We start from the raw sequence: 22,129 nt of genomic DNA, 5'->3' as shown, positions 1-22,129 counted from the left end.
TCTTATCTATCAATTAATTGCACCATAAGAAGCGCTTTTCCAACGACATTTCCATCGTGATGTACTTCTACATCCACCTTACCAAATTTCCGTCCAATCTCTAACACTTTTGGATGCACAGAAATAACATGATCAATTTGAACTGGCTTTACGAAATAAATCGTTAAGTTTTCAACAATTGAATCTCCTTTTTTCTGCGTACGTAGCACACGGTTTGCCGCCTCTGTTACGATTGTTGTAAAAACACCATAAGATAATGTCCCAATTGCATTGGTCATTTGTGGTGTGACAGAGAAATGATATACATGATCTTGCTTCGCCTCTTTTTGATTTACAAATTGATTAGAAATAAGATCATCAATTGTCTCACCCACTTGTGGTTGACGCTGAATCATTTGCAATGCCTGCAGTACATCTTGACGACTGATAATCCCTTGAAGAGAACCGTTATTATCTACAACAGGAAGCATTTCAATCCCTTCCCATACCATCATACGAGCTGCGGCTGCAACTGACATCTTACCATTTACAGTAATCGGCCCTTTTGTCATAACTTTTTCAATTAACGTCTCTTTTGGAATCCCAATAATATCTTTTGATGTTACAATACCAAGCACTTTATTTTTTTCATCTACAATTGGATAACGGCCATGCATAGATGTTTCATTACTTTCATGCCACTTTGCAACCGTATCATTTTGGTGTAAACAAATTGTCTCCTCAATTGGCGTCAATATATCTTCAACGAGCACAATTTCCTTTTTAATAAGCTGATCATAAATAGCACGGTTGATAAGCGTGGCAACCGTAAACGTATCGTAACTACTTGAGATAATAGGAAGCTTTAATTCATCTGCTAACTTTTTCACGTGCTCTTCCGTATCGAATCCACCTGTAATAAGTACAGCTGCTCCTTCTTCTAGCGCTAGTTGATGAGCTTGTATTCTGTTACCGATGATAAGCAAATTCCCAGCTTCTGTATAACGCATCATTGCTTCTAGCTTCATCGCACCAATTACAAACTTATTTAATGTTTTATGTAGTCCTTCTCTTCCGCCAAGTACTTGCCCATCAACAATATTAACGACTTCTGCAAATGTTAGCTTCTCAATATTCTCTTTTTTCTTCTGTTCAATACGAATTGTTCCAACGCGCTCAATTGTACTTACATACCCTTTATTTTCCGCATCTTTAATCGCTCGATATGCCGTCCCTTCACTCACGCCTAGTTCTTTCGCAATTTGGCGGACAGAAATTTTATGTCCAATTGGTAAAGTGTTTATATATTCTAAAATTTGATTATGTTTGGTAGCCAAATGGTTTCACCATACTTTCTTTTTCCGTAGTTCTTCATCTTCTTTATCTACAGTATACTATAATTCCAAAACTGTTACACTCCATATTTCAACATCTGTACTAATTTTTTTATAACAAAACAAAATACTTACAACAATGTAAGACTACTGTCACTTCATTCAATGGTTACTTGCCCCTACAACATATACAATAAAGACATCAAATAACAAGAAGGAGAGATACAATATGAAGAAATTTTTAGAAGTAGTTGGTGCGGTATTTTTAGCTTTTGTTGATGGAAAACGAGTAGCAGCGGAATTAAACGCAGCAGAGGAACAAACAAATACGCCACAAAAAGAAACAGATATACTTTTACCACTATTACAGCCTTCACACACATAAAGAACCCTTCAATTTGATTTTTTCAAACTGAAGGGTTTCTTTTTATAGTTCTATTACATCTCCAGCTACCATGACCTTTCCTACAGATCCTTCTAACTTCTCTATGAACTCATGCGGATTTTGTTCAATAACAGGGAACGTATTGTAATGCATCGGTACAACAACTTTTGCACCAATCCATTCCGCTGCAAGTAACGCATCTTCTGGTCCCATTGTAAAGTTATCACCAATTGGCAAGAAAGCAACATCAATATTATGACGCTCACCAATTAATTTCATATCAGAAAATAACGCTGTATCTCCTGCATGGTATACCGTTTTATCCTCAGCCATAAATAAAATACCAGCTGGCATACCTGTATATGTAATGGTTTGATTTTCTTCGTCAATATAACTTGAGCCATGAAATGCTTGTGTAAACTTCACCGTTCCAAATGGAAATGCATGTGATCCACCAATATGCATCGGATGTACCTTTACACCTTTCCAACTTAAAAATGTTGCTAATTCAAATGGAGCGATAACAAGCGCATTATTTTTCTTTGCAAGCGCAACTGTATCTCCAACGTGATCTCCATGACCATGTGATAATACAATTGCATCTACTTTTATGTCGTCAGCCTTTAAGTCTGTGCTAGGATTTCCCGTAATAAACGGATCAATTAAAACGATTTTGCCATTCGTTTCGATTTTTACTACTGAATGCCCGTGATAAGATATTTTCATTTGGATCATCCTCCTTTTGTTCCTCAGTTCTATTCTACATAAGTTCACAATTTCCTGTCTTTTCACATATCGATTTACTTGTCATAACGCTTCCATACAATGTAAAGTGATAGAGTAACGGAAATTCGGAGGTGCATAAAAATGAACAGTAGATTAGAAAAATTAATGCAATGGTTACGCGAACAAAATATGGAAGCGGCATTCATCACTTCCACAGAAAATGTTTTTTACATGACAAACTTCCATTGTGAACCACACGAACGACTTCTTGGTCTATTCGTCTTTCCAGAAAAAGAGCCAATGTTAATTTGTCCAAAAATGGAAGAAGGACAAGCAAGAACAGCTGGTTGGACTCATGAAATTATCGGGTTTACAGATACAGACCGCCCATGGGACATGATTGCAAAAGCGATTGAAAAACGCGGTATCGATGCTAAAACAGTTGCTATCGAAAAAGAACATTTAAATGTCGAGCGCTATGAAGAATTAACAAAGCTATTTGCAAACGCTACATTTAGAGCAGCTGAAGAAAAAGTACGTGAGCTTCGCCTTATTAAAGACGCAAAAGAACTTTCTATTTTACGTGAAGCTGCTGCAATGGCTGACTACGCAATTGAAGTTGGTGTAAGTGCAATTCAAGAAAACCGTAGCGAGCTTGAAGTACTGGCAACAATTGAGCATGAATTAAAGAAAAAAGGCATACATAAAATGTCGTTTGATACGATGGTATTAACAGGCGCAAACTCTGCCCTGCCACACGGCATTCCAGGCGCAAATAAAATGCAGCGCGGTGACTTCGTTCTATTTGATTTAGGTGTAATCATTGACGGTTATTGCTCTGATATTACACGTACTGTTGCGTTTGGTGACATTTCAGAGAAACAAAAACACATCTATAACACAGTACTAGCTGGACAATTACAAGCAATTGAAGCATGTAAACCAGGTGTGACACTTGGCGAAATTGACCGTGCAGCTCGCTCTGTTATTGAAGATGCTGGTTACGGTGACTTCTTCCCACATCGTCTTGGTCATGGCCTTGGCATTAGTGTCCATGAATATCCAGATGTAAAAGAAGGTAACAATACACCATTACGTGAAGGCATGGTGTTCACAATCGAACCAGGTATTTATGTACCAAACATAGGTGGCGTTCGTATTGAAGATGACATTTACGTAACTGAAAACGGCGTGGAAATTTTAACAAAATTCCCGAAAGAATTGCAGTTTGTGAAATAAATTGTACTGTAAAAAAAGAAGACAGTAACTACGCTGTCTTCTTTTTTGTATAACTTTATTTTTCAAACTACTAATCTACTACTTCATCGCTTCCTTCACCACATCTTGAATCATGACAACTTCTGTTTTCATATCGATAGGGGGTACTTCTTCATCAATACATTCATACCAAAATGCGACATGCTGTTTATCAATATCGTGCTGCGACTGTTCAACTTGAATCCCGCCCCCCTCTCCTTGAACAGAGTACCAATATAAAGTGAAACTTCACGCAGTGGGGGGTCTTCATCCCCCACTGCGTGTTAGTTGAACCAATCGGGCTTTTACGGACTGTTAATCTCCCACCTAAACCTCTCTGAACCCTCTAAGTTTTGAGGTGGGAGTCTTACAGCCCGTTAATGCGGGATAAATATTCATCTCCATCCCGTATTTCCCGGAAAATTGTCTCTACGTACATTTTTTCGTCGTTTAATGTAAGGAGTACGTCCTTCATATGATTATTTAGCAACTTCATCCATTCATCAACACGTTGACCTTTCCCTTTTTTCACTTTAAATCTCGTTAATTCTACTTTCACCCTCATTTCCCCTATCAAACAACTATTTTATTTTCAAGCCATCGTTCAAATTCAGAAGGTGGTAACGGCTTACTAAAATAATATCCTTGTATGTATGAGCAGTTATGTTCTCGTAAAAATGCAAGCTGCTCTTCTTTTTCTACTCCTTCTGCTACAATTTCCAATCCAATATGTTGACCTAACGCAATAATAGCAGCCGTAATTTGCTTCGTCCGAACATCTTCATGAATATCTTTAATAAAGGAGCGATCAATTTTCAACTTATGAATTGGATAATCTTTCAAATAACTAAGTGAACTATGTCCCGTTCCGAAATCATCAATACTAATTGTTACACCTAATTTTCGAAATGCTTGTAATAATCGTTTTGAACGCTCAACATTTGTCATCGTCATACTTTCCGTTACCTCCAATTCGAGCAAATGCGGAGGTAATTTGTATGTTTCAAGTAATGCTGCTACTGTTTCAACAATATCTTCGGTTTGGAACTGCCTTGGAGATAAGTTGACAGACACACGAATTGGGATTCCTTTATCATGCCATTCCTTCGCATATTGACATGCTTTTTGCAAGACAAGCTTTCCAAGTGGAATAATTAAACCTGTTTCTTCTGCAAGAGTAATAAATTTCAGTGGTGAGCGCATCGTTCCATCAGGTAGTTGCCAACGTACAAGCGCCTCTACTCCAACCACCTTACCCGTTTTCGAGTGAACTTGTGGCTGATAATGCAACACAAATTCATCTTTCTCAAGAGCTTGACGTAGTTGCTGTTCTTCAATTAATTGATTTTGAGACCATTCTCCAATCCTAGGAGAATAGAAGCGATAGCCGCTTTTTCGGCTCTCTTGTGCTGCGTACATCGCGATATCTGCATGACCGACTAACGTTTCTGCATCGACTCCATCTTGCGGCGCAATAGCGATTCCAATGCGTACAGAACAATATAACTCATTTCCTCTTATTACAAATGGCTTTTCAAAGAGCTGCATAACATGTTCTGCAACACCACTTACTTCTTCGTTACATTTTATATTTGGAAGAAGTATGATGAATGTATCACCACTCATTCGGCCAACCACGCCTCTTCCGCCAATTTGCATCGTTAATTTCCCAGCAATATGTTGTAATAACAAATCACCTATCTTTTGTCCTAGCGCGTCGTTAATAACTTTAAAACGATTCAAATTCAAAGTATATACAGCACACATCGTGCCGCTTTCTTTTAATGCGCCTTCTATACGCTCTACTACATTACGACGATTTGGTAAACTAGTTAACGAGTCATAATATGCTAGACGATAAATATGATTTTCGTTTTCAAGTTGCTCTGTAATATCTCGCATAATACCATATACACAATCTAATCTGTCTTCAATATATATCGGTACAAACGTCACATTTACATCTAACACCGCATTATCATCTAATCGAATTCTCGTATTAAAGTTATGTCCTCTCTTCATTTCAATCGTTTGATAAAAATATAATTTTACTTTTTGTTTTTCTTGCTTTGTTAAAAAATGAGATATTTTTTTCTCTTTTAATTTACTTGTAGAACAACGAAACATCTTTTCTCCTACAGGATTCATGCTAAGCAACTGACCATCTCCAGATACAGAGAAAATCGCATCTAAATTATGATGCACAAGCGAACGATATCGCTTTTCATTCTCAAGAGATTCTAAAGCCTTAAAATGAAAACGACGATCGGTCACTGTACCAAAAATTAAAAACGATTGAATAATAATCGTTGTAACTCCCGTCATAATAACAATCGTATCATTACTAATTCCAGATTTATTCATCATTTCAACTGGCAAACAAAATTCAGCTGCAGCCATTCCTGTATAATGCATACCGGATATCGCAATTCCCATCGCTATCGCACTTAGTATCTTATATATAAACAACCTAATAGAACTTTCATACTTTGCTAATTCAAATGAAATCTTCAAAGCTGCGATAGACGCAATAATAGCGATAAAGATAGAAAGTGCAAAAAGAAACGGATCATACGTAATATCTACAAACTTCATCGCAGCCATACCAATATAGTGCATCGCCCCAATAGCTAGTCCCATTGAACAACCACCTATTAAGAAATGAATATTTTTCAGCGCTTTAAAACTCACTGTATATAGAGCAATAAATGCACCAATCCACGCAGCAACAACAGACAGAAATACTAAATTATGATCATATTCAACTGTTACAGGTAGATGAAAAGCTAACATACCGATAAAATGCATAGACCAAATACCAATTCCCATCGTAATGGATCCACAGAACCACCATAACTTTTTTCGTTTTCTATTTACATATGCAACACGTCCAGCAAGATCTAATGCTGTATACGATGCAAATACAGCAACCACAACAGACAAAGCAACAAACCAATAATTATAAAAGCCAACTAATTGTTGCATCTTCTTCTACCCTTTCTTTTATATTGTTTTCTTCGCGCGGGCATGAACACCTATACAAGTTAAAATAAAATTACATTATCATTATATATTAAGATAGAGTGGTTGGATGTAAAATATTTATTTATCAAGTTATTTTAAAAACAAAAAAGTGAATGGAACAGATATTCCTGTTCCATTCACTTTTCCTCTAAGAAGATAACTTATATGTACATTGCTTATTCACATCAGGAAAGAACACTCGAAGTGATTCCCCCTCCCTCTCTAACCATTGTTCAGAGGTAAAATCATTACCGTAATTAAAGAGATACAAACCTTCCTTATTTACCTGTGTATAAGTCCCAACATACTTGTTTTCTTTTTTCTTTTCATTTGTATACATATTAACTACTTGATAGACAACTTGGTTCTCGTCTTCCTCTTTTACAACAATTTCAAATTTATAATATGTTGGACATTCATTTTGCTCACTTTGAGATAATTCCCAAGCTCCTTCAATGCCTTCTTTTTCACAAGCACTTAACAATAAAATGCATAATGCAGTAACGAACAATTTTAATATCTTTGTTTCTCGCACGTCTTTCATCCTTTGTTATATGTTCTACAACTAAAAAAGTTCATCACCATAAGTCGGGGGTGACAAATATAGAGGAGCATACTCCACTCCGAGTGGGCGCTTTCCGCGGGCGAGAGCGAGCCTCCTCGGCAAGCCTGCGGGGTCTCACTATCCTCGCTATTCCCGCAGGAGTCGCCACTCTCCGTTCCGTGTATGAAAAATGATCCTTTCTCAAAAAAATCAACCCCAGGTTACAGTGATAAGCCCTAAAAACCATTTTTTCAATATAATGTAAATAATAACATAGAAATGTCTACTTACAAAAAACTTCATAAGGCCTATATAGAGTTCTGCATAGCGCCCTCTTTACTCTCAATCTTCTGGCGTTCATACTGCAATTTCATTTCTAGGCATAGCAACAATTAACCACTCCTCACCCGTATAATGTTCATCATATCCGTTTACAGCTAGTACTTTCCAAGATTAAAAGTAAATAAACAAATGAGGTGATGAGTCTCCTAATTGAATATCAACAACCTCTTCTCTTCTAACTTCTAATATATTTTGAATCGCAATGTCTTCTGTTAATTCATCCGTTTCTTCAACAAATGGTACTAACTCTTATTTTTCTGAAAATATAGACTTTAAAGTTAACTCATGTTATTTTATTAACAACGGTTAACTTTCTTTAGCGCGAGGTGCATATAAATGAAAGAGAGACTATCATTAAGAGAATTAAAAAAAGCACGAACAAAAATCAAGCTACTTCATACGACATTAGACATCATTGAGGAAAAATCATTCCGGTTTGTACGTGTCGAAGAATTATGTGAACGCGTTGAGATTTCAAAAGTGACCTTTTTTAAAATGTTTCCTCATAAAGAGGACATTCTGATTTACTTCATGAGAACTTGGTTAACAGAATGCATGCTTGAAATTGAAGAAACAAACAAAAAAGGTACCATAGCGCTCCGTCATATATTTGAAAAAGTTTCCAACCAAGCGAAAAAGCACCCTGGTCTTATGCTTAGTTTAGTTGCTTTTCTTTCTGAGGAAAAAATGCACCCTTGTATGCCTCATTTAACAGACGCAGAAATTCATCTTCTATATCCAAATAACGAAGAACGTGTCCAAATTCTCATTCCCGACTTAGCCCAACTATTTACAACATGTGTGGAAGAAGGCAAGCAGACTGGAGACATTACGAGTAATCTAGCTACCCCTGACATCGTCAAGTTATTGCATACAATCTTTTACGGCGCTTATTTAACAGCGCACTTATATCATTCTGATGTAATGAAAATGTATGAACTTCACTTACACTTTTTAAATCCGTAGTAGGAAGGTGACACGTATGAATGAAATAAAGCAAGGACGTTATACCGCTCATATGGACGATTCTTTTGCTGTTTTTGTTATTGGAATGCGTATTAACAAACTATTTGCAATTTCAAAGTGGTTACCTGTCGCCCGTGCCATGGGTGGCATGATGAAGGAGTTGTATCAAAACAAAGAACTTGGCTTTCTTAGTACGGAATCATTCTTCAACGGTCGTACGATTGTTCAAATTCAGTACTGGCAGTCATTCAAAGCACTTGAACAGTACGCCCGCCATGCTCCTTTACATGTAGAAGCATGGCGAAAATTTAACAAAAAAGCGTTTCAAACAGAAGCGGTCGGCATTTTCCACGAAACATACGTCATCCAAAAGGGGCAATACGAAACTATATATGCCAACATGCCCTTATTCGGTTTAGCAAAAGCTGGTAATCTAGTGCCGATTGGAAAAGGAAACGTGACCGCCCGGGAACGAATAAGGTTCAACTAACAATCGGGCTTTTACGGGATATAAAAATGAAAGAGAGCGACTACCTACATAGTCGCTCTCTTTCATTTTTGCAGCAATTCCTTCGCATCAGCATACTGTAATCCATGTGCCTCAGCAACAGCCTCGAATGTCACATATCCATCTAACGTATTAATTCCTTTTAACAACGCACTATTATCTAAACAAGCTTTTTTATAACCTTTGTTTGCGATTTGCACGCCGTATGGAACCGTTACATTTGTTAACGCAAATGTCGCAGTACGTGGAACAGCTCCTGGCATATTGGCAACTGCATAATGCAACACACCGTGTTTTTCATACGTTGGATTATCATGTGTTGTAATACGGTCAGTTGTTTCAAAAATACCACCTTGGTCAATTGCAATATCAACAATAACCGATCCTTGTTCCATCGATTTTACCATTTCTTCTGTTACGAGTTTTGGTGCTTTTGCACCTGTAATAAGTACCGCACCAATGACAAGATCAGATTCTTTTACAGCTTCCGCGATGTTAAACGGATTAGACATCAATGTTTTAATTTGATTTCCAAATATGTCATCTAACTGGCGAAGACGGTCTGCACTTAAATCAATAATTGTTACATCCGCTCCTAAACCAATCGCAATTTTCGCAGCATTTGTACCAGCTTGACCACCGCCAATAATTGTTACTTTACCGCGCTTGACTCCCGGAACACCAGCTAGCAAAATCCCTTTTCCACCTTTTGTCTTCTCAAGAAATTGAGCCCCAACTTGCGAAGCCATTCTTCCAGCCACTTCACTCATTGGTGCCAATAACGGAAGAGAACGATTTTCTAGTTGTACTGTTTCATACGCAATTCCAACAACTTTTTTATCAATCAACGCTTTCGTCAATTCTGGTTCCGGTGCCAAATGTAAATATGTGAATAAGATGAGACCTTCACGAAAATATCCGTATTCACTCTCAATCGGCTCCTTCACCTTCATAACCATTTCTTGATTCCATGCCTCTTCCGCTGTTTCAACAAGCTTTGCGCCCGCTTGTACATATTCTTCATCAGAAAATCCTGATCCTAGACCAGCACCTTTTTGCACAAACACTTCATGACTGTTATGAACAAAATGAACGACACTAGCCGGTGTCATCGCTACACGATTCTCATTATTTTTCACTTCTGTCGGTACACCGATACGCATACGAGGTCCTCCTAAATTGTATTTATCCCGCATTAACAAGCTGTAAAATCACACCTCCAAATTTGAGAGAAACAAAAAAGTTTTAGCGGGTGATTAACAGCCTGTAAATGCCCGATTGGTCGGGCTAACATTCAGTACTCCCTTACCATACCCTTCGGTACACAATTTTATTTTTGGCGATAACGATGAATCACATCAACCGCACCTGAGATTTCAATAACTGTCCCGGTGATCATATCTGAGTCTTCTTCACATAAAAACACAACGGTACGGGCGATATCTTCTCCTGTTCCAGACCTACCAATTGGTGTACGTGAATCTGGCATGCGACGCGCTACTTCAATTGTCGCCTCTTTCATCTCACCAATAATATCTCCAGGACATACCATGTTAGATGTAATGCCATATTCCGCTTCTTCATAAGCAACAGTCTTTGTTAATGAAACAAGTCCAACTTTCGCTGCCGCAAATGCCGATCGATACATCCACCCTGGGGCACTTTCGGCATTTTGAAATCCATAGTTAATAATACGCCCAAATTGTTGTTTTCGCATAATTGGAACAACAAGCTTTAATAAATGAAACACAGCTGTTAAGTTCCCTTGTATCATCTCGTTCCATTCATACTCTTCATAATCGACAAGTTTTTTTCTTTCAAATACATATGGACCAGCATTATTAATAAGAAAATCAATTCTTCCAAAGCGCTCCATCGCTTCTTCTACCACTCTATGTAAATCTTCTCGTTTCGTTACATCCGCTCTTACGAAGTGGATGCGTTCTTCTATGTGTTTATATTTTTCCTGCAAATCTTCCATCGCTTCTCTGTCACTACGATATGTTACTGTTACTGAATATCCTTTACTCAACATTTTTTCAGTTACTTGTTTTCCTAAACCTTTCGTACCGGCTGTAATGAGTGCGTGTCTCACAAACATGCCCCCTTTTCCTTGCTATATTTCATATGTAACAAGTTCTCTCCTTAATTACAACTAAAACGGATTGAAACAAAATTTTCAAAATTTCGTAACTGTTTTGTCAAACATTTTTCCATTATTTACTTTATACTGAAAGTGTAAATAGTTATAACAAACACATTTAGGAGGAATCAAGTATGAATACTACATATACAAATATCTTAGTTGCAGTTGATGGTTCCAAAGAAGCTGAAAAAGCATTTAAAAAAGCAATCCATGTCGCAGAGCGTAACAATGCAAAATTAACAATTGCTCATATTGTTGATGTTAAAGCATATTCTGCTGTTGAAGCATATAGCCGTGCCATTGCAGAACGTGCAAACTTTTTTGCCGAAGATTTACTAGATGAATATAAAAAGACAGCTGAAGAAGCGGGCCTTACAAATGTTGAAACAGTATTAGAATTTGGTAATCCGAAATCAAAAATCTCAAAAGACATTGCCCCAAATCATAAAGTAGATTTAATTATATGCGGGGCAACAGGGCTAAACGCCGTAGAACGTTTCTTAATTGGTAGTGTCTCTGAACATATTATTCGCTACGCGAAATGCGATGTCCTTGTTGTACGTGGTAATGAAGAACAAGGCGAACTATAAATAGAATAAAAAAGACTATAGTACCACACTATAGTCTTTTTTATTCTCACAATACATAATTATTTACACTTCATCTTTATACTCTAAAATATCACCTGGCTGACAGTCCAACGCTTTACATATCGCTTCTAATGTGGAGAACCGAATCGCTTTTGCTTTTCCATTTTTCAATATAGAAAGGTTAGCCATCGTAATCCCCACCCTCTCTGAAAGCTCCGTCACACTCATTTTTCTTTTGGCTAACATCACATCAATATTGATTATAATTGCCACTTATATCACCTCAAACTGCCAAATCCTTCTTTGCTTCTATTATATTACCATTTTAAAAGTTTCTTTGAATACCTTTCATGAAACACAGGAGGTTTTTACCGCACGTACCTTCCTAAAAACACAAAACAAATCATCGCAAATACCGTTAACACATATAAATAAGGAGGTAGAAATTTCAACGTCCATATCCCCATCACGATAGTCGCTAATGTTACATACACCAACTTTGCTTTCTCTGTCATCTCTTTTCTCATGAGCAGTACATATACATATCCAATTGGAGGTGTCACAAAACAAAGAATTAAAATAAACTTTTCACTGACATACCATTTCTTCTTACTTAGCTCTTGTATGTCTTTTTCTATCATCTTATCTTCTTCGTTACTCTCTTCATCATCTTCACCTATCTTTTCATTCATATATGGAATAAAATGAACAAAGAAATAATAAAAGACCATAAGGGCAACGTACTTAATACTAATCCCTCTTTCTGCAATCGGTTCACTCACAAATCGTAAAAGAAGTGGGAACACAAATACATATGTCATCATCCAAAATGATATCTTTCGTTTTTTTCGTTTCTTCTCTTTCCCTGTTACCTTTTCCCATCTTCGCTGTAGCCATAATGAAATAGCAACATCGACTACAAATATAATGAACAAACAAGCCGCAATATAACTAAGTTGTATCTTCTCTGCCGAAAACGTTTCTGGAAATGCATATTTCAATATAATTGCTGTATATACAATAACTAATGCTCTATAAAACAATAGAATACACCTCTTCCATTCTCTACAAAATCATAACATGAATTTCCTTCACCTGGTTACACTAAGAAAAAGCGAGGTGTGGTATATGGACAAACATGAACGAGTTGTTGTAGATATGAGCGAACAAGAAATCGAGATGTTAAATACAATCCGCTCACACTTTAAAGAGAAACATGGAGTTGAACTAAGCAACGGTGCTTTACTGCGTGATTTAATGGATATTCAATACATTCGTATTACAGAAGGAAAAGACAAATATGACGAAGAAACCCCGTAAAGCATCAGCTCTTTACGGGGTTTTCTAATTTTAATTTCGCTTTTTGCAATGCCATTTGAATTTGTACAAATCCTGTTCCACCTGCGCTGTTTCGGCGCTCTACTGCTGCATACGGAGACAGAACTTCATACACATCTTCTTCAAAGAGATCACTCATTTGTTGGTATGTTTCTAACGGTACATCCGCTAAATATATTCCTTGTTCAATACAATACAGTACAAGCTTTCCAACAATTTCATGCGCCTGTCTAAACGGTAATCCTTTGTTTGCTAAATAATCCGCTACTTCTGTTGCATTCGAGAAGTCTTGTTTTACAGCTTGCCCCATTTTTTCTGTATGAACTGTCATCGTTTCAATCATGCCAGCCATAATACGAAGACAGCCTTCTACTGTTTTTGCTGTATCAAACATTCCCTCTTTATCTTCTTGCAAATCTTTATTATAAGCGAGCGGTAATCCTTTCATTACTGTTAATAAGCCAAATAAGTTACCATATACTCTTCCTGTTTTTCCGCGAATGAGCTCCGCCATATCTGGATTTTTCTTTTGCGGCATAATACTGCTTCCTGTCGCATAACAATCGCTCATTTCAATAAACTGAAACTCTTGGCTGCTCCATAAAATAAGCTCCTCGCAAAAGCGTGACAAATGCATCATAACAAGTGAGCTATTACTTAAAAACTCAATAATAAAATCTCGATCACTCACTGCATCTAAACTATTTTCATATATATCGTCAAATCCAAGAAGCTCTGCACTATACATACGGTCTATCGGAAAAGTCGTACCAGCAAGCGCACCAGCACCAAGAGGAGAAATGTTAATTCGTTTCAGTGAGTCTTCATAACGATTCACATCACGCTCAAGCATCCAAAAGTAAGCAAGTAAATGGTGTGCAAAAGAAATTGGCTGCGCTCGCTGCAAATGTGTATATCCTGGCATAATAGTTTCAACATGTTTTTCTGCTTGTTTAATTAAAACGACTTGCAGCTCCTTAGTCGCACTTATTATACTTTGTACTTTATTTCGCAAATACAAATGCATATCCGTTGCCACTTGATCATTACGACTTCTTCCAGTATGAAGCTTACCCCCAACTTCTCCAATTTGCTGGATCAACATGTTTTCAATATTTAAATGGATATCTTCCGCTTCTACTTTATACATAAGTTCATCTTTCTTTGCCTTCTCCAGCAAATCATACAAACCACTTTGAATTTTTGCTCCTTCTTCTTTTGTGACAATTCCACATTTTATAAGCATTGTCACATGAGCGATACTTCCTTCAATATCTTCTAAGGCCAGCTGCTTATCAAAAGAAATCGATGCACCAAATTCTTCAACCCACTGCTCTACTTCTTCTGTAAAACGACCGCCCCAAAGCTTACTCACGCTTTCACCTTCTTGTCGTTCACTTGACTATACACTTTTGTTGGTAAACCAAATAATGAAATAAATCCAACAGCTGCATCGTGATTAAACTCATCATCTTTCGTATATGTTGCAAGCTTTTCATTGTATAGTGAGTATTCAGATTTACGCCCTTCAACAATCGCATGTCCTTTAAATAGTTTCACACGCACTGTTCCGGTTACATGTTTTTGTGTTTCTTGTAAAAACGCAACAAGTGCATTTTTTAATGGTGAGAACCATAAACCGTTATAAATTAATTCTGTTAACTTTTGTTCAATCATCGGTTTAAAATGAGCAACCTCTTTCACGAGTGTTAAATCTTCCAATTCTTTATGCGCTGTAATTAATGTCATCGCTGCTGGACACTCATACACTTCACGTGACTTAATCCCAACAAGACGATTTTCAACGTGATCAATACGTCCAACGCCATGCTTTCCAGCGATTGTATTCAACGTATGAATGAGTTCCGCTACAGAATATGACATTCCATTTAACGTTTTTGGTACTCCCGCTTCAAAGCCAATTTCAATATACTCCGGCTTGTTTGGTGTATCTTCTAGTGCCAGCGTCATTTCATACGCTTCTTCTGGTGGCGCCGCCCATGGGTCTTCTAATATACCGCATTCATTACTTCTTCCCCATAAATTTTGATCGATAGAAAACGGACTATCTAGCCCAATCGGAATAGGTACATCATGCTGCTTTGCATACTCAATTTCTTCTTCACGCGACCATTTCCACTCACGTACTGGTGCAATTACTTCTAAATATGGATTCAACGCTTGAATTGAAACTTCAAAGCGAACTTGATCATTCCCTTTTCCTGTACAACCATGTGCAACTGCATGTGCCCCTTCTTGCTGGGCAATTTCTACTAGCTTTTTCGCAATAAGCGGGCGAGATAAGGCCGATACAAGTGGATATTTCCCTTCATATAATGTGTGAGCTTGCATTGCAATCAATGCATATTCATTCGCAAACTCTTCTTGAACATCCAGCATATATGACTTAATTGCACCAACAGCCAATGCTTTTTGTTTTACAAACTCCAAGTCTTTTCCTTCACCTACATTTAAACAAAGTGCAATAACATCATAGTTTTGTTCTTGTAACCATTTAATTGCAACGGAAGTGTCTAAACCTCCGGAATATGCTAGAACAACCTTTTTCTTATTCATTTTACATCCCCCTTGAAAGAATAAATATTCATTAGTTTTTATATTAATTCATAATTTAACACCTTTCATATTCAAAATCAATACATATAATCATTTTTTTCTAACAATTTCATTCTTTTTTTCGGTACAATAAAAAAGAGAGGATGGTGATGTGTTTATGCGTCAATACTTCATATATAACGAACGTCTCGGTATTGAACTTCCACACTTACAAGATGAATGGGAAACGATTCCACCAGAGATGCAGCAAGCAATTTTATTAAAATGGGAAAGTATTCGCGGCCACATACCAGATCGAATAAAGGAACTCGAGCATACAATTAATAGTAAACAGCATAAACTCAATCATGAAGAAAATTTCGAGACATCTTGCAGGCTGAACACCGAAATCGCAGATCTTGCTTCTATCATTAACGACCTTTGGCTTTGGTACAGGCTGACACAAAATGTATCTGAAGGAAAGGCACATCAATAAAAGGAGCTGTGTGATATGAAAGCACTATTCATTATCGTACTCACTTTTCTTAGTGTCATTAGTTGGGAAGCTGTTTTTAAAGAAAAAGAACAGAAAGACCATTAGTCAAAAAGCTACATCAGCGCGAATGATGTAGCTTTTTCTTTTCCCCATTCCCAGTTCCCCCCAGACATATACTCCAAAAAATATGGTATAATGGTATAGAATCTTTTAAAGAAAGGATTTTGATATCATGATCGCTCGAAGGAGCATGTGGCATCGAGAAGACGAATCTTACACGTAGCGTATGTTTTTGCATAGACACTTTTTCTAGCAAAAAACATACGAAAGTGGGGAAACTATGATTGCCCGAAGGATAATTTGGCAACGAAAAGACTCTTCTTACACGTAGCGTTTTGTTTAGGTTGTTTGTTACTGTCTAAACGAAACGAATGAGAGTATAGGATGCTAAATAAAGTCCTGCTCTAAGTTTTGTTTAGCCTGTTTTAAGCCTAAACGAAAACGAAAGTAGGGAGAATTGATGGACGAGAGGATTATTCGTTATTTCTTCAGTGATATATAGCGTAGTTAGGGACAAATAAACTAACTGCTGCTATATCGGCGTAGTTAGTTTATGGAAAACAAAAACTACTAACTACGGAGAGAAGGAATAACGATGGAGAACATCCAAAGTCGACAAATTATTAAAGAAATTTTTATGGTTTTACTAGGTTCATTTATTTTAGCAACAACGCTTTACCACATTCATTTTCAAAACCACTTAACAGAAGGTGGATTTGTTGGAATCGCACTGTTTTTACAAAACTTTTTTGATATTTCACCGTCTATTTCAACTGTTTTAATGGATATTCCAGTCATTTTACTATGTGCAACATTACTTGGTAGAAAAATGGTTATTTATTCATTTATCGGTTCGATTTCATTCGGAATCTTTTATTCAGTTATGGAGAACTACTCTCCATTTGTAATTGATTTATCGAATTATTTATTTGTAGCTGCAGTACTTGGCGGAGCGTTAGCTGGTATTGGACTTGGATTTATTTTACGATTTGGTGGTGCAACAGGCGGAGATGACATTTTAACAATCGTATTAAGTAAAAAAACACGCTTTACGGTTGGACAAATGTTCTTCGTGTTTGACGCGGTTGTCATTGCACTTTCACTATATTATTTAACTTGGACTGAAATTGCCTTTACGATTCTTTCCATAGCAGTGCAGGCAAAAGTATTAGATATGATTTACTACCCTGCTGCGGAAAAGAAAACAGTGGCAATTCCATTACCAAAACAACATGCAACAAATTAAGCGAAAGGCATTTGCCTTTCGCTTTTTTACTTTTCTTTCTCAATTAAGTACCTCGTTTGATAAAAACGGTTTGCAAATTCTGTTACACTTCTTGTAAATCTGTAATTCATCGTGGAACCAATTGCAATTCCGAGAATCGGTACTCCTTGAAATACTTTACGGCGCAGCGAATAAATGAGAAATGTCTTCATAATTTGTACAAGTAATACTTGAATCGATGCTGGGTTAAGCACTTCTTCTTCTCCTTCGTAAAAGAATGGAGACTGCTCTTCATGATTTAACTCTTCAAGTAAATTTTGCCATGCATATTGCTGAAGATGTACTGGCAATATTGCTGCATGAAACACTTTTAATGCTAACATCATCTCATAAGGCTTGTTTACATCATGTCCAAATGACATCGCAATAAGCTGGACGGCTTTCACATTTAACGCTGCCATCGCTGGTAAATCTGCCGTAAGCAGTAGGAAACCACCAATTCCTGTTACACCGCCTTGCATAAACGAATATAACCTATGGCGCGCTGTTTGTTGCTCTGCTATGTATGTTAATTGATCAATTGATAATTGTTTCATATCTTCAAGCTGTTCTATCGAGTCATGAAACAAACGTGCCGTCCCTAAAATACGATTTCGTGCTTCAAGCTGTGATTGAGAGCTTTGAATAAGTGCATGTAAATAAAATAGTGATTTATCTCCTTTAGCAAAAAACTCTTCTCGCTTTTTGGCCGGTAGCTTAGAAAATGCAGTATTTAACCACTTATCAAACATTCGCTGAAAATCCGTTGATTCATGCTGTACGAATTGCTGTTCCCAATTTTTTATATCTTGCAATACTCGTTCTTCGCGCTTTGACAGCATATAAACAACTCCTCACACGATTTTTCTATATTGTACCACATTTGTGCAAGGAGATAGAAAGTGACTGATTTCTTCTCCATTTTGACTGAATCCTCATTACCACAACAAAAAAAGACGGGAATATTCCCGTCTTTTCATATCAATTCAATTACTCACCGATGTTTCCGAAACGTAGAACGTCACGAGCAATCATAACTTCTTCGTCTGTTGGAATTACGATAATTTTTACTGGAGAGTGAGGGAAGCTGATAAATGCTTCTTCACCACGAATGTTATTTCGTTTTGAATCGAAGTATACGCCCATGAACTCAAGGCCTTCTAATACACGCTCACGAATAACTGAACTGTTCTCACCGATACCAGCTGTGAAGATGATTGCATCTAAGCCCTTCATACGAGCTGCGTAAGAACCGATGTATTTGTGAATGCGGCTTACGAATACGTCTAGCGCGACTTCTGCACGGTGGTCTCCTTTTTCTTCTGCGTCTTCGATGTCACGTAAGTCGCTAGAGAATCCAGAAAGACCTAACATACCACTCTTTTTGTTTAATACATTTAATACTTCGTCTACTGTTTGACCTGTTTTTTCCATGATGTATGGAATTAAAGCAGGATCAAGGTTACCAGAACGAGTACCCATTGTTACACCCGCAAGTGGCGTGAAGCCCATAGATGTATCAATTGATTTTCCGCCTTCAACAGCTGCGATACTTGCACCGTTACCTAAGTGACAAGAAAGTAAACGTAAGCTTTCGATTGGACGATCTAATAACTCAGCTGCACGCTGCGTTACGTATTTATGAGACGTACCGTGGAAACCGTATTTACGGATACCGAATTTCTCATAGTACTCATAAGGTAAGCTGTATAAGAAAGATTCTTCCGGCATTGTTTGATGGAATGCTGTATCGAATACTGCTACTGCAGGTACGTTTGGAAGAACTTCTTGGAATGCTTTAATACCAACGATGTTCGCTGGGTTATGAAGCGGTGCTAATTCGCTTAATTCTTCGATATCTGCTAATACTTCATCAGTAATTAAAACAGAATCTGGGAACTTTTCACCACCGTGTACTACGCGGTGACCGATACCACTGATCTCATCAAGAGATTTAATGATACCTGTTTCCGTTATTTTTTTTAGAAGCATGTTTACCGCTACTGCATGGTCTGGAATATCTGTTACTTCTTTTTGTTTCTCGCCGTTAACAGAGATTGTAAATACGCTATCGTTTAAACCGATACGCTCTACTAAACCTTTTGTTAATACTGTTTCACTTGGCATTTCAAACAATTGGAACTTTAAGGAAGAGCTTCCTGCATTAATCGCGATGATTTTTGACATCTAGTCTTTCGCCCCTTTTTCTCTTGTTAGCTGTGTGGATTAAGTCCACGAACCGCTCATTTTTATATCGTTCAATAAAAAATGAAAACGTTACATTTTCATTTTTTTATTGAATACTCACGATTTTAATTTAAACACCGTACGACATATATTTCAAGTGAAAAAATTGTAACACGAAAGTTTTTTTTATATTACAGATTCCATATTTTTAAAATTCTATCCTTTTAATATTACTGAATTTTGTAGATAATACAAAAACTGTACTATATAATCACGCTAATCTGTTACACAGGACTGATGTTTACTTCTCTTTTTCAAACCAACCGTTAATTTGCGACATAATATTCTCCATCGCTTGCATATTAGAGAATTTTGGTAATTCAGCTAATAGCGCTTGTTTTGGCATTTCTGTATGCTCGCCTTTCTTTTGGAGAACAAATATACTTTTTGCATTTTTCTCGTTTTTAAACATGGAAACTGGTAACTGTAATAATCCTTGTATGTGACACGTTTCTTTAATAAACGCGTGAAGCTTTGGTGCTTGGTCACTTTCAAAAATGAAGTTTGGTACTAAGAAGAATACATAACCGCCTTCTTTCACGTGTTTTACACCTTGTTCAATAAATAAATGATGTGCATAAGAAAGCCCTTCATCTGCTTCTAACTTATATTCTTTTGCACGCACTTCGTTTGGATAATATCCAATTGGTAAGTCACAAACGACTGCATCAACTGGATCAATGTATAGTGGCCCAAGCCCATCTTGGTTAAATAATTCAATTGGTTGTTTTTGTAAGTTTGCATTTACAAATGCTAACTTTACAAGTAGTTCGTCCACTTCAACGCCATAACCGCTCATTTTCTTTCCGTCTGGGCAAGCGTTGAAGATTGTTGTCAGTAGGTTCCCTGTTCCAACTGCTGGGTCTAGTACAGTAATTTCAGAGCTATCTTTCATGAATTTATGGAATAAATAGCTCACAAACATACCAACCGCATCTGGCGTCATCTCATGGTTTGCTTGTACACCATCTTTCATCCCTTTTAATAAAGCAAGCTGAAATGCTTTGCGAATATCTTCGCCTTTATATTCTTCTTCATTAAACTTGCTATATTCACGCTCTAATCTTTCTTTTGCTGAATCATATAAACCTTCTTGTAAAATTGTTCCTTCAAATAAATTATCACCTGTCTCCACAAGTGCTTCTAAGTACGTTATATCTAATTCTTTGCGTAAAATTACGGCAGAAGAATCAAAAATTGAGAATAAATTTTCTACTGTCGAGCTCACGAACATTCCTCCTGTTAACTAAAATACACATAACTTATATCATACCATACTCTAAATTCTTTCTAAAAGAAAAAGCGATCTCCTCATAGAAGAGATCGCTCCGCTGTTATACATTACTTCGCAGCTTTTGCTGCTTCTAATGCCGCTTCATAGTTCGGGTGGTTTGTCGCTTCACTTACATACTCTACGTGAATAAGTTTGTCATTGCTGTCTACTACAAATACAGCACGAGTTAATAAGCGAAGTTCTTTAATGGCAACGCCGTATGCTTCACCGAAAGAAAGATCGCGGTGATCAGAAAGTGTTACCGCATTTTCTAAACCGTTTGTAGCACACCAGCGTTTCTGTGCGAATGGTAAATCTACGCTCACTGTTAATACTTTCGTATTCTCAAGACCTGATGCTTCTTCATTAAAACGACGTGTTTGTGCATCACATACACCTGTATCGATAGAAGGTACCACACTAATTAATTTTACTGCGCCTTTGTATGTTTCTAACGTTACTGGAGATAGATCGTTCGCTAATAGTTGGAAATTAGGTGCTTGCTCACCAACTTTTACTTCTGTTCCAAGTAAAGTAACTGCATTTCCTTTAAATGTTACGTTTGCCATTTGAAAATCCTCCCTTTTTTAAACAAGATATGTATACTGTAAATAATAGTTTTTCCACCTCTATAATGCAAATAAAATCACTTCATTTTTTCAAATAAAGAAGCTAACCAACTGATTAGCTTCTCCATCAACTATATTTGAAACTCAGGCTCATCGCCTTTCTTCTTATCCATTACTTCTTTTATCTTCTCAACAGCTTGCGGTGCAAGTTCTATAACTTTATCGACAATATGTGTTTGTTTGTCTAAATGAAGCACTTTCACACCTGCACTGTTAACAACAAGAAATGCGACTGGATTAATTGAAACCCCGCCCCCACTTCCGCCGCCAAATGGGTGTTGTCCGTCATGCTTTCTACCAAATTCGCTACCACCTGCTGCAAATCCGAAACTTACTTTTGACACCGTTAAAATAACACTACCATCAGCCGAATGAATAGGGTCACCAACAACGATGTTTACATCTGTCATTTGCTTCAAATGCTGCATGGCAGTCGTCATTAACCCTTGAATTGGATGTTCCATT

23 protein-coding genes and 2 pseudogenes are annotated in these 22,129 nt (G+C 37.2%); 8 read left to right on the top strand and 17 right to left on the bottom strand.

Going from position 1 to position 22,129, the window contains the following annotated elements:
* Positions 1-2: 2 nt before the first annotated feature.
* The gene (locus tag BAMA_RS12985) at positions 3-1,316 is read right to left on the bottom strand and encodes a DRTGG domain-containing protein (protein WP_034639685.1); all 1,314 of its coding nucleotides are present in this window, start codon (positions 1,314-1,316) and stop codon (positions 3-5) included.
* A gap of 226 nt (positions 1,317-1,542) precedes the next feature.
* Here BAMA_RS12985 and BAMA_RS24915 point away from each other — a divergent pair, with 226 nt between their 5' ends.
* Positions 1,543-1,698 (top strand): hypothetical protein, encoded by a 156-nt coding sequence (locus BAMA_RS24915; RefSeq protein ID WP_200874684.1) that lies wholly within the window; start codon positions 1,543-1,545, stop codon positions 1,696-1,698.
* Positions 1,699-1,740: 42 nt separating this feature from the next.
* Here the strand turns inward: BAMA_RS24915 and BAMA_RS12980 are convergent, their stop codons facing one another.
* Positions 1,741-2,424: a metal-dependent hydrolase gene (locus BAMA_RS12980; protein ID WP_034639682.1), complete on the bottom strand. Its 684-nt coding sequence runs from the start codon at positions 2,422-2,424 to the stop codon at positions 1,741-1,743.
* Positions 2,425-2,565: 141 nt separating this feature from the next.
* Between BAMA_RS12980 and pepQ the strand changes: the two genes are divergently transcribed.
* The gene (pepQ, locus tag BAMA_RS12975) at positions 2,566-3,663 is read left to right on the top strand and encodes a Xaa-Pro dipeptidase (protein WP_034639681.1); all 1,098 of its coding nucleotides are present in this window, start codon (positions 2,566-2,568) and stop codon (positions 3,661-3,663) included.
* 78 nt (positions 3,664-3,741) lie between these two features.
* On the opposite strand, the pseudogene BAMA_RS24045 reads toward pepQ, so the two are convergent.
* From BAMA_RS24045 to BAMA_RS12960, 4 genes and pseudogenes are all read right to left on the bottom strand, one after another.
* Positions 3,742-3,921, bottom strand: a pseudogene (locus BAMA_RS24045) (DUF6176 family protein); the annotation flags it as partial.
* Between the two features lie 148 nt (positions 3,922-4,069).
* Positions 4,070-4,240: pseudogene (locus BAMA_RS12970) on the bottom strand (DUF6176 family protein); the annotation flags it as partial.
* A 14-nt stretch (positions 4,241-4,254) separates the two neighbouring features.
* Entirely contained in the window at positions 4,255-6,666 is a 2,412-nt protein-coding gene (locus BAMA_RS12965) for a bifunctional diguanylate cyclase/phosphodiesterase (RefSeq protein WP_034639676.1), read from the bottom strand.
* A gap of 187 nt (positions 6,667-6,853) precedes the next feature.
* Positions 6,854-7,240, bottom strand: coding sequence for a hypothetical protein (locus BAMA_RS12960; protein WP_051758945.1), 387 nt, complete (start codon positions 7,238-7,240; stop codon positions 6,854-6,856).
* 687 nt (positions 7,241-7,927) lie between these two features.
* Here BAMA_RS12960 and BAMA_RS12955 point away from each other — a divergent pair.
* A complete protein-coding gene (locus tag BAMA_RS12955) occupies positions 7,928-8,557 on the top strand; it encodes a TetR/AcrR family transcriptional regulator (protein ID WP_034639672.1) in 630 nt (209 codons plus the stop codon).
* A gap of 16 nt (positions 8,558-8,573) precedes the next feature.
* Entirely contained in the window at positions 8,574-9,047 is a 474-nt protein-coding gene (locus BAMA_RS12950; RefSeq protein WP_034639671.1) for a DUF4188 domain-containing protein, read from the top strand.
* A gap of 62 nt (positions 9,048-9,109) precedes the next feature.
* Here BAMA_RS12950 and ald read toward each other — a convergent pair whose 3' ends face one another.
* Entirely contained in the window at positions 9,110-10,228 is a 1,119-nt protein-coding gene (gene ald, locus BAMA_RS12945; RefSeq protein ID WP_034639669.1) for an alanine dehydrogenase, read from the bottom strand.
* 167 nt (positions 10,229-10,395) lie between these two features.
* Positions 10,396-11,166 (bottom strand): SDR family oxidoreductase, encoded by a 771-nt coding sequence (locus BAMA_RS12940; RefSeq protein WP_034639667.1) that lies wholly within the window; start codon positions 11,164-11,166, stop codon positions 10,396-10,398.
* Positions 11,167-11,342: 176 nt separating this feature from the next.
* On the opposite strand from BAMA_RS12940, the gene BAMA_RS12935 reads away from it, so the two are divergent.
* Positions 11,343-11,801 (top strand): universal stress protein, encoded by a 459-nt coding sequence (locus BAMA_RS12935; protein WP_034639665.1) that lies wholly within the window; start codon positions 11,343-11,345, stop codon positions 11,799-11,801.
* A gap of 63 nt (positions 11,802-11,864) precedes the next feature.
* Here the strand turns inward: BAMA_RS12935 and BAMA_RS12930 are convergent, their stop codons facing one another.
* Both BAMA_RS12930 and BAMA_RS12925 read right to left on the bottom strand, forming a co-directional pair.
* Positions 11,865-12,074, bottom strand: coding sequence for a helix-turn-helix domain-containing protein (locus BAMA_RS12930; RefSeq protein WP_034639663.1), 210 nt, complete (start codon positions 12,072-12,074; stop codon positions 11,865-11,867).
* A gap of 95 nt (positions 12,075-12,169) precedes the next feature.
* Entirely contained in the window at positions 12,170-12,844 is a 675-nt protein-coding gene (locus tag BAMA_RS12925) for a hypothetical protein (protein ID WP_235184454.1), read from the bottom strand.
* 85 nt (positions 12,845-12,929) lie between these two features.
* Here BAMA_RS12925 and BAMA_RS12920 point away from each other — a divergent pair, with 85 nt between their 5' ends.
* Positions 12,930-13,121 (top strand): hypothetical protein, encoded by a 192-nt coding sequence (locus BAMA_RS12920; protein ID WP_034639660.1) that lies wholly within the window; start codon positions 12,930-12,932, stop codon positions 13,119-13,121.
* Between the two features lie 4 nt (positions 13,122-13,125).
* Here the strand turns inward: BAMA_RS12920 and argH are convergent, their stop codons facing one another.
* Entirely contained in the window at positions 13,126-14,514 is a 1,389-nt protein-coding gene (gene argH / locus BAMA_RS12915) for an argininosuccinate lyase (protein WP_034639658.1), read from the bottom strand.
* The gene (locus BAMA_RS12910; protein WP_034639657.1) at positions 14,511-15,716 is read right to left on the bottom strand and encodes an argininosuccinate synthase; all 1,206 of its coding nucleotides are present in this window, start codon (positions 15,714-15,716) and stop codon (positions 14,511-14,513) included. The genes argH and BAMA_RS12910 overlap by 4 nt, the downstream gene beginning before the upstream one ends.
* Before the next feature lie 157 nt (positions 15,717-15,873).
* Here BAMA_RS12910 and BAMA_RS12905 point away from each other — a divergent pair, with 157 nt between their 5' ends.
* Together BAMA_RS12905 and BAMA_RS12900 are read left to right on the top strand one after the other, a co-directional pair.
* Positions 15,874-16,191 carry a hypothetical protein gene (locus BAMA_RS12905; RefSeq protein ID WP_034639655.1) on the top strand — a complete coding sequence of 106 codons (318 nt, stop codon included), beginning with the start codon at positions 15,874-15,876 and terminating at the stop codon, positions 16,189-16,191.
* Positions 16,192-16,846: 655 nt separating this feature from the next.
* Positions 16,847-17,497 (top strand): YitT family protein, encoded by a 651-nt coding sequence (locus tag BAMA_RS12900; RefSeq protein ID WP_034639653.1) that lies wholly within the window; start codon positions 16,847-16,849, stop codon positions 17,495-17,497.
* 26 nt (positions 17,498-17,523) lie between these two features.
* Here the strand turns inward: BAMA_RS12900 and BAMA_RS12895 are convergent, their stop codons facing one another.
* From BAMA_RS12895 to ytfJ, 5 genes are all read right to left on the bottom strand, one after another.
* Complete coding sequence (locus BAMA_RS12895) at positions 17,524-18,357, bottom strand: EcsC family protein (protein ID WP_034639652.1); 834 nt, start codon at positions 18,355-18,357, stop codon at positions 17,524-17,526.
* A gap of 148 nt (positions 18,358-18,505) precedes the next feature.
* Positions 18,506-19,702 carry an acetate kinase gene (locus BAMA_RS12890; RefSeq protein WP_034639651.1) on the bottom strand — a complete coding sequence of 399 codons (1,197 nt, stop codon included), beginning with the start codon at positions 19,700-19,702 and terminating at the stop codon, positions 18,506-18,508.
* A gap of 301 nt (positions 19,703-20,003) precedes the next feature.
* Entirely contained in the window at positions 20,004-20,990 is a 987-nt protein-coding gene (locus BAMA_RS12885) for a class I SAM-dependent methyltransferase (RefSeq protein WP_034639649.1), read from the bottom strand.
* A gap of 113 nt (positions 20,991-21,103) precedes the next feature.
* Positions 21,104-21,604 carry a thiol peroxidase gene (gene tpx / locus BAMA_RS12880; protein ID WP_034639647.1) on the bottom strand — a complete coding sequence of 167 codons (501 nt, stop codon included), beginning with the start codon at positions 21,602-21,604 and terminating at the stop codon, positions 21,104-21,106.
* Between the two features lie 131 nt (positions 21,605-21,735).
* Positions 21,736-22,128, bottom strand: coding sequence for a GerW family sporulation protein (gene ytfJ / locus BAMA_RS12875; RefSeq protein WP_034639645.1), 393 nt, complete (start codon positions 22,126-22,128; stop codon positions 21,736-21,738).
* Position 22,129: the final 1 nt, after the last annotated feature.

This window comes from Bacillus manliponensis, assembly GCF_000712595.1.
Classification (GTDB): Bacteria; Bacillota; Bacilli; order Bacillales; family Bacillaceae_G; genus Bacillus_A; species Bacillus_A manliponensis.
Note: the sequence above shows the minus strand (reverse complement) of the source record. Positions and strands in the feature narration are given on the sequence as shown.

Bases quoted from the DNA above. Each gene is read 5' to 3' on its own strand.
- BAMA_RS24915 (WP_200874684.1), top strand. From the start codon at position 1,543: ATGAAGAAATTTTTAGAAGTAGTTGGTGCGGTATTTTTAGCTTTTGTT.
- BAMA_RS12980 (WP_034639682.1), bottom strand. From the start codon at position 2,424: ATGAAAATATCTTATCACGGGCATTCAGTAGTAAAAATCGAAACGAAT.
- pepQ (WP_034639681.1), top strand. From the start codon at position 2,566: ATGAACAGTAGATTAGAAAAATTAATGCAATGGTTACGCGAACAAAAT.
- BAMA_RS12965 (WP_034639676.1), bottom strand. From the start codon at position 6,666: ATGCAACAATTAGTTGGCTTTTATAATTATTGGTTTGTTGCTTTGTCT.
- BAMA_RS12955 (WP_034639672.1), top strand. From the start codon at position 7,928: ATGAAAGAGAGACTATCATTAAGAGAATTAAAAAAAGCACGAACAAAA.
- BAMA_RS12950 (WP_034639671.1), top strand. From the start codon at position 8,574: ATGAATGAAATAAAGCAAGGACGTTATACCGCTCATATGGACGATTCT.
- ald (WP_034639669.1), bottom strand. From the start codon at position 10,228: ATGCGTATCGGTGTACCGACAGAAGTGAAAAATAATGAGAATCGTGTA.
- BAMA_RS12940 (WP_034639667.1), bottom strand. From the start codon at position 11,166: ATGTTTGTGAGACACGCACTCATTACAGCCGGTACGAAAGGTTTAGGA.
- BAMA_RS12935 (WP_034639665.1), top strand. From the start codon at position 11,343: ATGAATACTACATATACAAATATCTTAGTTGCAGTTGATGGTTCCAAA.
- BAMA_RS12920 (WP_034639660.1), top strand. From the start codon at position 12,930: ATGGACAAACATGAACGAGTTGTTGTAGATATGAGCGAACAAGAAATC.
- BAMA_RS12910 (WP_034639657.1), bottom strand. From the start codon at position 15,716: ATGAATAAGAAAAAGGTTGTTCTAGCATATTCCGGAGGTTTAGACACT.
- BAMA_RS12905 (WP_034639655.1), top strand. From the start codon at position 15,874: ATGCGTCAATACTTCATATATAACGAACGTCTCGGTATTGAACTTCCA.
- BAMA_RS12900 (WP_034639653.1), top strand. From the start codon at position 16,847: ATGGAGAACATCCAAAGTCGACAAATTATTAAAGAAATTTTTATGGTT.
- BAMA_RS12895 (WP_034639652.1), bottom strand. From the start codon at position 18,357: ATGCTGTCAAAGCGCGAAGAACGAGTATTGCAAGATATAAAAAATTGG.
- BAMA_RS12890 (WP_034639651.1), bottom strand. From the start codon at position 19,702: ATGTCAAAAATCATCGCGATTAATGCAGGAAGCTCTTCCTTAAAGTTC.
- tpx (WP_034639647.1), bottom strand. From the start codon at position 21,604: ATGGCAAACGTAACATTTAAAGGAAATGCAGTTACTTTACTTGGAACA.
- ytfJ (WP_034639645.1), bottom strand. From the start codon at position 22,128: ATGGAACATCCAATTCAAGGGTTAATGACGACTGCCATGCAGCATTTG.